This is a genomic window from Neobacillus sp. SAB-20_R2A, from assembly GCF_049568635.1.
GTDB lineage: Bacteria > Bacillota > Bacilli > Bacillales > Cytobacillaceae > Neobacillus > Neobacillus citreus.
In genome coordinates this window covers 2741048-2752839 of the sequence record NZ_CP145895.1, presented here as the reverse complement: position 1 = coordinate 2752839, position 11792 = coordinate 2741048, and the positions used below count along the sequence as shown (strand labels likewise).

Genomic DNA, 11792 nt, shown 5'->3' with positions numbered 1-11792 from the left:
GTGATTGAGATGCTGACTACTGAAAAAGCACGGGAAAACCTAGAGAAAATTTTGAACGAAAAGGAATATCGGGTTTATGACAAAGCTTCTAAAGGCCTTTTCGCTGAATGGTGGGAAAAGACTAAGCAGTGGATTGCGGACAAGTTAGCCGGTTTGTTTCCATCAATTGAATCTGCCGATAACGCCGCAAGCTCTATTTTAATCGCTGTCATTATTGTGGTCATCGTTCTATTGGCTTTAGCTGTATTTTTTCTGATTCGTCATTATAAAAGAGAACGGGTTCTCCGAAGCAAAAAACCGCTTCAATCTTTAAAGGATATAAATTGGACTTATCATGAGCATTTAAAAGAGGCAGAAAAGCTAGAAACTGCAGCCGATTATTCAGCTGCAACACGACACCTGTTTTTGGCCCTGCTTCTTTTCTTTCACGATAAAGGATGGCTTGAGGCAAGAAAATGGAAGACCAATTGGGAGTACTATGAGGAGCTTAGAAAAGAGAATAAACAGCAGGCCGGCCAATTTTACCATCTCGCGTATTTTTTTGACGAAGTGACTTATGGCGAAAGGGAGGCATTTCAAGAGGAATATCGGCAGTTTCAATCTGTTGTTTTGAGTCTGTTGTCGGAAATGAACAAGGAGGGAGGGGGAAACGTTGCACAAGGCTAGAAAGGGTTGGCTTTGGTTAGTTATATTAATAGTTGTTTTTGCGCTTTTAAGCTATTTCACCTTTACTCCCAAGCCGAAAGTATATCCGAATTACGTAACTGAATCTCCTTCCCCAACGGGGACAAAGGGCTTTTATACATATTTAAAAAAGGAAATGAGTGCAAAAAGCTGGAACCATTCGCCTTCTTTATTGCCAAAGAATAAAGAACAGCAGCTATTAATCATGGTGGAGCCGGGAGATTTTACTGAAAAAGAGGAAATCAGCTCATACCTCGATTTTATCAAGGAAGGAAATTCGCTTCTATTGCTTACTCAAAATCCAGATGGTCTGTTTGATTTAAGGACAAAACAATTGGAGAAAGATATACCATCTCTAGAAGCCTTAAAAATCTATGGAAAGGGCGGCAAGGCAGCACAAAAGGCGGAAGTCCTATCATACGTTCGGCTACAGCCTCGTAACGGAGAAGATACTTTATTGCACGATAAATACGGACCTGTTGCATTGAAACGTACTGTTGGTAAAGGCCAATTAATTGTCGCGATTACACCAGAATGGATAACGAATGGCAAGATTTTAAAAAACGACCATTTACCACTGCTGATTTCGCTGGTTAATGAAACCAACTCCAAGACTATTCTGTTTGATGAGTATGTTCATGGCGAGCAAACAACTTCAACATTTTTATCTGCTTTTCCAAAGTGGTTTTTACTGTTGATGTTTCAGGGAATATTGATAGCTTTCATTTGGCTTTGGAATAAGGGCAAACGGTTTGGCCCAATTATGGTTCCACGGGAAGAGATGGTCCGTTTTAGTGATGAAGGAATTCGCGCGATAGCAGCCTGGTATCTTCGGGGAAGACGATATCAGGATTCATTGTTAATTCAAGCCGATTATCTGAAGCAGCTCCTTCAAGAACGATGGCAGGTTCCTTATCACAAAGAATGGCAGGATATTTGGGGATATTTAGAACGCAAATGGACGGGAATAAAAACTAATGAGATTCGCTTATTTCTTCAGGAATTGGCCATAATTCTCGATAAAAACAAAATCACTAAACAGGAATATTTGCTTTGGTCTAGAAAGTTAGACCAGTTACAGAAAGAGGTGGAACAAGGGTGAGGACAGAACTAACATCCCTATTGGAACAATATGAAAGGCTAATTTTAGGACAAAGTCTTAATTTACGATTGTTATTATCCGCGATTTTAACAGGCGGCCATGTCCTGCTCGAAGGGGTGCCAGGCACCGGGAAGACTCAAATGGTCCGTATGCTTGCAGGACTGCTTGGCGGCGATTTTACCCGCATACAGTTTACACCGGATCTGCTCCCAAGTGATATCACCGGCAGCATGATTTACAATATGAAGGAAGGTTCCTTTCAAACGTTGAAAGGGCCTATTTTCACCAATATATTATTGGCCGATGAAATTAACCGGACACCAGCCAAAACACAAGCCGCCCTGCTTGAGGCGATGGAGGAAAAACAGGTGACCATCCAAGGGGAAACCTACATGCTGCCAGACGTATTTTTTGTGGTGGCAACACAAAACCCGATTGAATTTGAGGGGACCTATCCACTGCCCGAAGCCCAGCAGGACCGATTTTTATTTAAACTTCAGGTTGATTTTCCATCCTTAGAAGAAGAGAAAAATGTATTAAAACAAGTTATTGAGAACAACTTTAACAGGACGCAAGTTTCTCAAATAATGGATTTAGACACGTTCGTGGCAATCAGAAAAGAAATTGAAGATATCACAATTAGTGATAATGTACTTGATTACATTATGAAAATCGTCAGGAAAACGCGGGATACGGACATGATTCGCTTCGGTGCTAGTACCAGGGCGGCGATTTCGATTGGTAAAGCAGCACAGGCTTGGGCCTATTTGTCAGACAGAAATTATGTGACTCCAGATGATATCAAGATGGTTGCAAAGCCTGCTTTACGTCATCGGATTCAGTTATCTCCTCATGTAGAATTGGAGGGAGCAACCGTTGACCAAATCATCGAAGAGCTTGTGGGCTCGGTTCCTGTTCCAAGATAGAGGTATACTGCCGACGAAACGGCTGATGTTGATTTACCTTGTGCTGACTATTTTTTTAACACTGGGGGTATTAAGGGATTTATCATGGTGGTACGTCTTTATGATTAACATTGTTGTTTTTTTCATCAGTCTGGTTGATTTATTGTTCTCAGCGAAAAAAACACAGCTTTCCTTCAAGCGGACCATAACAGAGGAAATGGAACGGGGACTTACCTATCCGATTACGATTGAGGTTCGCAATCATTCTCCATATTCACTAAACTACCGATTCATTGATGGTCTGCCGCAAACCTTTACAAAGCCGTTTCCGATATCCGGAAGGGGGCAGGCGGATTCAGCCAACGTCATTAACTATGAAACGGTACCTGCTGAGAGGGGAAAATACGAAATCAATAAGCTGTACTTCCGTTATCGAAGTGTAATCGGCTTGTGGGAAAAGCAAGTAACAGTAGATTTAACTGGTTCAGTGAAAGTGATTCCCGATCTAACGGAAACAAAGCAGTATCTAGAAAATGCCCAGCATTATTTATTGTATGAAGGCTTGGAAATTCGCAAACAGCGAAGCGGGGTTGGCGAATTTTCGAAAATCAGGAGCTTTGTGGTTGGAGATGATCCGCGGAAAATTAACTGGCGGCAAACCGCTAAGCTTCAGGAATTGATGACAAACGAATATGAGCCAGAGCATGGTAAGTACATTACGATTTTACTTGATTGCGGCCGTATGATGGGGGCAGAACTGAAAAAAGGCAACCGCTTAGAAAAAGCCCTGGAAGCTTCCATAACTGTTGCCGCTGCTGCTCTTCAAAAAGGGGATTATGTGTCCGTTCTAGCTTTTTCAAATGAAATTAAGGCTTTTGTTCCGCCGGCAAAAGGGATGGCCCATCTGCAAACCATTCTCCAGACCATTTACCATATAAAAGTTGATGCAGTAGAATCAAACTATGCAGCCGTTCTTCAATATTTGGAAATGGTGCAAAAGAAACGAAGCCTGCTTTTATTATTTAGTGATATACAGACCTTTCTACATGAAGAACACGCCCTTGCCTACCTTAAACAGCTTCGAATGCGGCATTTATTTTTCATGATCGGGGTTGAGGACCGAACGCTGTTGAACAGAACAAAAGCGAAGCCGATTGATGTCCAAGCGGCAATGTTGAAGAGCATTGCCCAGCAGCAAATGCTTTTCAAGAAACGGGAGAAAAACAAATGGGAAAAGCAGGGCCTGCCAATGATAGAGGCCCGTGAGGAAAAATTAGCGGTTACCGCTGTGTCCCATTATATGGAGATAATGAATCAGAATCTTTTATAGCATGACTGTGTTTCAGTTTTCCAAAAACAATATAAAGAACTAAACCCAAAACAGTCAAGATAGCAACCATATATTTAGCTTCAAGCGAGATGGCTGCGGGTGTGATAAAACCTTCAATGATTCCGGCGATGATGAATAATGGTATAGTTCCAAGGAGCAGCTGAACAGAGCGTTTTCCATGTTCCTTCAATTGGTACCCTCTTGAGTACGAGCCAGGTATAAAGAGCTTATAGCCCATTAACAGACCAGCACCTCCGGCAATAAAAATGGTGGTAAGTTCAATCATGCCATGGGGAACAATATAGGCCCAAAAATCATAGGCTTTGCCGTGATGCCAGAAAAGCGCTGCAAGTGCTCCTATGATAATGCCGTTGTAGATAAGCAAATAAACCGTTAATATTCCAAAGGTTATACCACCAGCGAAAGCTAGTATGGCCACTTTTATATTATTCGTCATGATACTAGCCGACATGAGTGAGGAATCGACCGCACCATCCCTACTTCCGAGCTGTTCCGGGTCAACGCCTCGGGCAATTTCTGGAGGGAGAATGGAATAGATATGGAGTGGATCATTCAAGACTGAAAGGAAGCTGCCAATCGCGCCGATTGCAAACAAGATCATCGCGGCCACAACGAATTTCCATTGTTCTAGTAATAACCCGATAAACTTGGCGGCGAAAAAATGATGAATTTGTTTGACGCTTGATACCTGGTCTTTATATAAAAGATTATGCGATTTTGAAACAAGTCCATTCAAATATTGCGTTACTTCGTCATGAGGATAATACGTTTGGCTATAAGAAAGATTCTGCGCCGCTTTCTGATATAGGCGTGAGAAGAGTATAATGTTGTCTCCAGTTATCGTCTTTCTGCCCTTGCTTAATGTTGCGATTAACTGTTCAAGCTGTTTCCATTCTTCACGATGCTGCTTGATAAATTGTTTAACATTCATTTTTTCACCATTCTTTGCCGTTAATCTTTTCTTCTATTCCTTATTATAGTAATTTTGTAGAAAAATAGGAAACTTTATCATCTAGAAAGGGGAGAACCCTGTTGAATCATGAACAAATGGATATTAAAACACCGGAATACGTCTCACTTCAGTTTAGCCTTGCCGGTTTAGGCAGCAGGGCTGCGGCATTTATCATAGATCAATTAATCTTAATGGTGTTTAATATTTTGTGCATTATTTTGGTTATTTTCATCATGAAAGGCATGTCGTCTTTTCCCTTTTTTTTAGAAGAGAATACGGTCCCTTTTGCCATAGCGATTATTGTGATATTTATTATTAATTGGGGCTACTTTTTTGCCTTTGAATTTTTCTATGGCGGCAGAACCCTAGGCAAGAAATGGATGGGTATCAGGGTTATTCAAGAAAATGGACACAGCATTACCTTGCTTTCAAGCTTTATCCGCAATCTAATGCGAATTGTCGATTCTCTGCCAGCGGGGTATTTTCTTGGAATGCTAATGGTGTTTTTTCATTCCAAGCATAAGAGACTAGGTGACCTAGTTGCTGGGACAGTTGTGGTTCATGAACGGGGTACTAAAGCTAAGAAAAAGCCTTCAGGAATTGAGAAAGAAATCCTAAATAGGGGTCTTTCCAAAGAGGAGTTAATCATTGATGAATGGGCGCTAAGATCGTTAGGAATGAAGGAGTGGAAGTTGATCCGTACATATGCGCATCGCTTTGTCCAGCTGCCCGTTACAGAGCGGAAACAACTAACCGGGCAAATTGCTGAGATTATGCTTCCAAAAATCGGTGTGGAAGCAACTGGACACAGTGATATAGAACTTGAAAACTTGCTCCTGTTACTTTACTTACATTTACGTGAGGAATGGGAGTTTGAACTTTAAATAATCAACATGAAACGGGCAGTGATCACGCTGCCCGTTTATTTATGCCGATGACTATTCTATTGAAGTGGGTACGGAAACTGGCTTGAGTAATTGCTAAATTGCTGATGGGCTTGGTTGACCTTCTGCTGTTCCTCGGCCTCAAGTTTATACCATCCATTTTGGAACATGAGTTGGAAAAACTGCCGGCTGCTCTGGTGAGTTTCATTTAACATCTGCAACAGGTCAGCGTGCAGCTGCTGATGGCTTGCTTCACGTACGGCAATGTTTAAACTGTCTGTAATATATTTGCAGGTGCTTAGTGCATCATTTAAAAAGTCACGATCGTTCATTTCCGGACCTTTAACTTTTGGCAATTGTCCTGTTTGTGGATTGGCAATCTGGTTAGAATTCTGGGATTGCTGCATTTGTTGACCTTGCTGCATTTGTTGATTCTGTGGCATTTGCTGGTTTTGCACTTTTACATACCTCCATTCTAATGCATTTGCTGTTGCTGTTGCTGCGCATTTTGCAGGCTTGATAATACAGCATTATTATTAACTTGTAGATGAGACAACAATTTTTGATAGTGCTTTTGATGCATTTGTCCTGCTTGGTCAAGAGCTTGCTTAACATCCTGATTAGTTGCGTGCTCAGCTAAAAAATGTAGCTTTTTAAATGCGAGAAGCTCCCAGGACATGGCATCTTTTAAATACATAAGATCTTTGGTTGTGATCGCCTGAGGCGGTTCTGGTATCGGTACTTGATTGGTTTGCACCATAAAATCTCCTTTCAAAATTCATATCAATTCATATTTATAATGAACTATTTTCCTTTTTATTATGTAAATATCGTTTTGCATGGCGCTTTTTGTCAAATCCATGCGACTTTTGTTGTGTTTGAAAAATAGGAGTCGAAAAATATAGGTTTGGGATGTATAATAAGAACTTGTGATACTAATAGAATGTGAAAGGAGACTGTCTTAATGGAATGGACATTAACCACTTTGTTTGTTGTATCCATTTTGCTGCTGATATTCTCAATCCTGAAAGAACGGCAAACTGCTAAGAAAAACCATAAAGAAATTGACCTTGTTCATATATCTGTGATGAAAGAAATAAATGGGATGCAAGAATCACTTCGCAACATGGAACTTGATTTGGAAATTGTCACAAAAGAGACGGGAGTTCAGCTATCCACGGAGGAAAAGATTTTAAAGCGTGAAGTACTAGACTTATACAGACGTCAATACTCCATTGATAGCATTGCTCAACAAAAACAGGTTTCCGAAAATGAAGTCAAGCAGATTATCGCTGTTTACCAATCATCACAAGCTGAAGGGAGACTGGTTGCCAATGAAGGTTAACCTAATCAGCAGTTTTTCAGCGGGTCTTCTATTGGCGACAGGTATCAGCACCATTGCTTATTTTTCAAGCGACAGCCATGTTTCAAAGGCGGCAGGACAGCCAGCATCAAATCAGGCTTCTGTATCAAAGGATGAAATGAAAAAGCAGCTTACCGACGCAGGATATATAGTGCAAACAAAAGATGAGTATAACAAAAATCTGGATGCCGCGAAAAACGGTACGGCTCAACAAGAGGCTGCCCCTCCTGCGGATGCACAGAAGCAAAATGTATCTCAAGCAGTCATTAATGTTGCAGACGGCATGACAAGCATTGATGTAGGGAGAATGCTAGTATCAGCTAATCTTGTTCCTGATGCTTTCCAATTCTCAAAAGATATCGAGGCAAGAGGACTGCAAAATAAATTACGACCAGGTACATATACCGTTGATAGCGGGATGTCATATGACCAAATCATAGCGGCTATTTTTCATTAGAAGTAAAAAGACACTTTCCAATCGGAAGGTGTCTTTTTTTTAACACTATTTTTCGATTTGAATCATCTCATCATTATGGCTAGCAAGAGATTTTGATTTATTAAATGCCAAGACGCCGCCAAACCATACAAAGACTAGATGAATATAGGCGAAGGAAATCTCAAGCAAGTGAATATGAACTGGAACGATAAAGCTGACAATTTGAATGGCCAATACAACTAAGAGAAAGATAGCTGGCGCTTTCGGTAAAACTTTTGCTTTTAATGAAGATATCCCCAACAATAATAGACCTAAAAGAATTCCTGGAACGAGTGGGATGAAAATAGCCAGCTGAAGCGGATATTTATCAACAGCCATATTGTTAAGAAGATCGCTGACATGCTGGAGGTCTGTTGAAGTATGAACGAAATCAAAGATAATCGGATAGGCAATAATTTGAACTGGACCATGAAAAATTTCAAGCATTAAACCGGTGAAGAGAAGAGGAAAGGCAAGCCAGCCCCACCATTTCAATCCAGAAGACTGTTTTAAAAATAAAGCAGGCAGCCCCATTAAAATAAACGTAGATGCATAGGCTAAAAGAACGTGAATATTGACAGCACTTTTTAGGAAATCGGGAATATCTTTTACCGAATCAGGAACATCACCCAAATGAATTAATTGTCCCGTAAATCCCATAATCCCCCCTAACAATAACATGATTCCGCTAAACTTAAGATATCCCTTTGGAATACTCATTTTTCATTCCTCCTGTTTGATTTAATTATCTTCACATGAATCATACCATCCCATTACTTCCCGGCCGATAGAGGGTTTTTTTCCCGAAAACAAGGAAATCAGAAGGGAAGAAAAATAAGTATTTACAGAAAAATCCGATTTTTGCTACAATTTTCCTATCACAGATGAACAGGAGCGTTACGATCATGGAAGCTTCTCAAAATCAATCCATTGCAAAATGGAAGGCCTATACAAAGTGGGGATTGTTAACATTTATTTTGCTTACTATAATCCTCTTTACAATAAGTATCCCAGTCTATTATCACTACATAAAAGACCAATGTATTAACAAATCCTGTGCAGCCTTTTATAATCCTCCCCCTGGGACCAAGTGGCTTGCGGTTCAAGGAATAAGTCCATCCGAATACTCAGTTGCATATGTAAGTATTTACGTGCTGTTCGGGATTGTATTTATTACGGCTGGATTGATTCTATTTTGGAAAAAATCAACTGAGCTTATGGGGATGCTTGGGAGTTTTATGCTTGTTTCTTTGGGAGGAACCTTTACACCGATAATGGAGGGGTTAAAACTCAGTTCCCCGTTTTTGGTTTACTTGGTTAATTTAATTGGAGCAGGCGGCATGGCGGCTTTTATCATTTTCTTTTTTCTGTTTCCAAATGGAAGATTTGCTCCGAAATGGTCCAAATACCTTTGTTTTCTGCTCATCATCTTGCGTATTCCAGGGATGATTTTTCCAGATACATTCGTTGATTTGGAGTATGTATCAAAGCTATGGGGATTTGGTTCTTGGTTTATTCTGTGGATTGGCAGTCTCCTGACTGTCCAAATATACCGCTACAAATATGTAATGGCGCCGTTGGAGAAGCAGCAGGCAAAATGGGTTGTTTACGGTGTGGTCATGGCACTTGCCGGCTTATTTAGCGTGACCGCCATTTTTGTAAGTAATGAAAAATCCATATCATCAGACCCCTACCAATTGTATTATATAGAAATTGCCGTTCACACCTTCATGATTCTGATACCAGCTGCGATCTTGATTGCGATGATGAAGCATCGGCTCTGGGACATTGACTTCATCGTCAATCGTACACTAGTATATGGGATCATGACCGTTAGCACCGTTTTATTTTATGTCCTGGCTGTTTGGTATTCCGGGTTACTGCTGCAAACGAATAGCCATTTAATCAGTTCCCTAATTGCGACAGGGATCGTGGCGGTTTTATTTGCACCGATAAAGCAAAGGGTCCAACAATTTATTAACAGAAGGATGTATGGGGAAAATGACGACCCATACTCTGTCCTGCTTAGGTTAGCACAGGAGCTGGAAAACCCTATGGAGCCTGATTCCGTATTATCTTTGGTAGTGAAGACAATCAGAGATTCGCTTAAGGTTCCATATGCCTCACTTTCCGTATATCAAGATGGAAAGGTGATTATGACCGCAGAGGAAGGCACTGATAAAGGGGTTCCACTAACGTACAATTTACTATATCGAGGAGAAGAAATGGGCGTTTTGAAACTATCACCACGTTCACCTGGTGAGGCGCTCACTGTATCCGACCGAAAATTTTTGGATATGCTTGTCCGCCAAGCAAGCGTAGTTGTTCATAGCGCAAAAGCTTCCATTAGTTTAAAGCTTCTGGCTGCTGATTTGCAGGAATCTAGGGAAAATCTTGTTTTGGCTAGAGAGGAAGAAAGAAGGAAGCTTAGAAGCAATCTTCATGATGGGCTGGCACCACGGCTCGCTGCACTTGCCTTAACTGCCGCAGCAGCTGAAGACCTGGTCGAAAGTAATCCGAATGCCACTCGAAATATACTAGGGGAATTGCGTAGTACCATACGCCAGACTGTTTCAGAAATTCGCAGCCTGGTCTATGACTTACGTCCACCAACATTGGATGAGATGGGCTTGATTGGGGCCATTCATGAGCAAATAAAGGCGTTGTCCTTTAGCATTTCGGAAAAAATCAGCTTTACATTAAACGTACCCGAAACTATGACTGTATTACCCGCTGCAGTAGAGGTTGCAGCTTTTCGAGTCACAACAGAAGCAATTGTTAATGTGGTAAGGCATTCTAAAGCAAAAAACTGCATTATTAGTATTTCTGTTAATGGAAAAGGATTGCAGATAAATGTGGAAGATGACGGGATTGGAATCCTTCTATCAAGAAAAAGAGATTCAAAGAATGGAGGCATTGGAATCGGGTCCATGAAAGAAAGAGTAAACGAACTGGGCGGAAGTTTCCTGCTTGGAACAAATAAATACGGCGGAACAACGATAACCGTATCTTTACCGATAAATTCCGATAATATGGGGGAGAGAGATGAAAAAGCTTAAAATCCTAATTGCTGATGATCATCCTTTATTTCGGCATGGTGTGAAAACACTCTTTATGACAACACCCGAAATAGAGGTTGTGGGTGAAGCGACATCTGGAGAAGAAGTAATCCAGTTTGCTCAAAAATTAGAACCAGATGTCATCCTAATGGACCTGCGAATGCCTGGCTGCAATGGAATTGAAGCAACCAGAGAGATCATGAAAGATAATCCAAATACTCAAATCTTAATTTTAACCATGTTTCAGGACGATCATTCTGTTTTTGCAGCCATGAAGGCTGGGGCAAAAGGTTATGTCCTAAAAGATGCGGAGAAGGACGATTTATTAAATGCAATTAAAACAGTGGGGAATGGCGGGGCTATTTTTAGCCCGGGAATCGCTTCGAGAATGATTGACTATTTTTCGATGGCACGCCCCGCTGCACCGAAGGAGGCCTTTCCGGATTTGACGGAACGAGAAAGGGAGGTGCTTTACCTAATGGCTGATGGCTTGAACAATTCTGGGATAGCCGCGAGGTTAAAAATAAGCGGAAAAACAGTATCTAATTATGTCACAAACATCCTAAATAAACTTCAAGTGGCTGACCGGGAGGAAGCAATCGAATTGGTAAAGGAATCACGGTTAGGGAGAGAGGACGAGGATTAAAATACAAAAAGACACTTTTCACCTGTTGGGAAAGTGTCTTTTTGTGGCTAACGTAATTTATTCACATACTCCAGTACCATTTCAGGTGTAACATTTTTTCTAATCGATATAATCCGTAAATTTATCTTATTCATTCTATTTGTCACTTCATTAATTTTATCAGTAGAAAAGGGTTTACCTTGTTTGCATAAATCAACTGCTTCTTCAATATACATTTCCCGCTGCTGATCTAGAGCCAAAAACTCCTGATACGATTTATTTTGATTTTCTGCATGCTTGATTAAATCATTATGTACACTCATGTTTTCACTCCTAAAAAAGACGATATATCAATAATATCATCCTTTTAGATGCTAAACTAGTATTTTAAC

14 protein-coding genes are annotated in these 11792 nt (G+C 40.7%); 9 read left to right on the top strand and 5 right to left on the bottom strand.

What is annotated here, in order from left to right; genetic code table 11:
* The first annotated feature begins 9 nt into the window (after positions 1-9).
* From V5M37_RS13475 to V5M37_RS13460, 4 genes are read left to right on the top strand one after another with little or no spacing between them, the layout of a single operon-like run.
* Complete coding sequence (locus V5M37_RS13475; RefSeq protein WP_423802377.1) at positions 10-666, top strand: DUF4129 domain-containing protein; 657 nt, start codon at positions 10-12, stop codon at positions 664-666.
* Positions 653-1786 carry a DUF4350 domain-containing protein gene (locus V5M37_RS13470; protein WP_423802376.1) on the top strand — a complete coding sequence of 378 codons (1134 nt, stop codon included), beginning with the start codon at positions 653-655 and terminating at the stop codon, positions 1784-1786. The genes V5M37_RS13475 and V5M37_RS13470 overlap by 14 nt, the downstream gene beginning before the upstream one ends.
* Positions 1783-2712, top strand: coding sequence for an AAA family ATPase (locus V5M37_RS13465; RefSeq protein ID WP_423802375.1), 930 nt, complete (start codon positions 1783-1785; stop codon positions 2710-2712). Before V5M37_RS13470 ends, V5M37_RS13465 begins: the two co-directional genes overlap by 4 nt.
* The gene (locus V5M37_RS13460; protein ID WP_423802374.1) at positions 2663-4021 is read left to right on the top strand and encodes a DUF58 domain-containing protein; all 1359 of its coding nucleotides are present in this window, start codon (positions 2663-2665) and stop codon (positions 4019-4021) included. The genes V5M37_RS13465 and V5M37_RS13460 overlap by 50 nt, the downstream gene beginning before the upstream one ends.
* Here V5M37_RS13460 and V5M37_RS13455 read toward each other — a convergent pair.
* Entirely contained in the window at positions 3972-4973 is a 1002-nt protein-coding gene (locus V5M37_RS13455) for a stage II sporulation protein M (protein ID WP_423802373.1), read from the bottom strand. The two genes, V5M37_RS13460 and V5M37_RS13455, sit on opposite strands and share 50 nt — an antisense overlap.
* Before the next feature lie 101 nt (positions 4974-5074).
* Here V5M37_RS13455 and V5M37_RS13450 point away from each other — a divergent pair, with 101 nt between their 5' ends.
* Complete coding sequence (locus V5M37_RS13450) at positions 5075-5878, top strand: RDD family protein (protein WP_423802372.1); 804 nt, start codon at positions 5075-5077, stop codon at positions 5876-5878.
* A gap of 59 nt (positions 5879-5937) precedes the next feature.
* Here V5M37_RS13450 and V5M37_RS13445 read toward each other — a convergent pair whose 3' ends face one another.
* Complete coding sequence (locus V5M37_RS13445) at positions 5938-6285, bottom strand: spore coat protein (RefSeq protein WP_423802622.1); 348 nt, start codon at positions 6283-6285, stop codon at positions 5938-5940.
* A 68-nt stretch (positions 6286-6353) separates the two neighbouring features.
* The gene (locus V5M37_RS13440) at positions 6354-6638 is read right to left on the bottom strand and encodes a ferritin-like domain-containing protein (RefSeq protein ID WP_423802371.1); all 285 of its coding nucleotides are present in this window, start codon (positions 6636-6638) and stop codon (positions 6354-6356) included.
* Positions 6639-6842: 204 nt separating this feature from the next.
* Between V5M37_RS13440 and V5M37_RS13435 the strand changes: the two genes are divergently transcribed.
* Together V5M37_RS13435 and V5M37_RS13430 are read left to right on the top strand one after the other, a co-directional pair.
* On the top strand, positions 6843-7223 hold the full coding sequence (locus V5M37_RS13435; RefSeq protein WP_423802370.1) for a hypothetical protein: 381 nt from the start codon (positions 6843-6845) through the stop codon (positions 7221-7223).
* Positions 7213-7698: an aminodeoxychorismate lyase gene (locus V5M37_RS13430; RefSeq protein WP_423802369.1), complete on the top strand. Its 486-nt coding sequence runs from the start codon at positions 7213-7215 to the stop codon at positions 7696-7698. The genes V5M37_RS13435 and V5M37_RS13430 overlap by 11 nt, the downstream gene beginning before the upstream one ends.
* Before the next feature lie 45 nt (positions 7699-7743).
* Here V5M37_RS13430 and V5M37_RS13425 read toward each other — a convergent pair whose 3' ends face one another.
* Positions 7744-8436 (bottom strand): hypothetical protein, encoded by a 693-nt coding sequence (locus tag V5M37_RS13425; protein ID WP_423802368.1) that lies wholly within the window; start codon positions 8434-8436, stop codon positions 7744-7746.
* Between the two features lie 185 nt (positions 8437-8621).
* On the opposite strand from V5M37_RS13425, the gene V5M37_RS13420 reads away from it, so the two are divergent.
* Together V5M37_RS13420 and V5M37_RS13415 are read left to right on the top strand one after the other, a co-directional pair.
* A complete protein-coding gene (locus V5M37_RS13420; protein WP_423802367.1) occupies positions 8622-10775 on the top strand; it encodes a sensor histidine kinase in 2154 nt (717 codons plus the stop codon).
* Entirely contained in the window at positions 10762-11421 is a 660-nt protein-coding gene (locus V5M37_RS13415; protein WP_423802366.1) for a response regulator transcription factor, read from the top strand. The genes V5M37_RS13420 and V5M37_RS13415 overlap by 14 nt, the downstream gene beginning before the upstream one ends.
* A 47-nt stretch (positions 11422-11468) precedes the next feature.
* Here the strand turns inward: V5M37_RS13415 and V5M37_RS13410 are convergent, their stop codons facing one another.
* Positions 11469-11723, bottom strand: a complete 255-nt coding sequence (locus V5M37_RS13410; RefSeq protein ID WP_423802365.1) for a DUF2533 family protein — start codon at positions 11721-11723, stop codon at positions 11469-11471.
* Between the last annotated feature and the right edge of the window lie 69 nt (positions 11724-11792).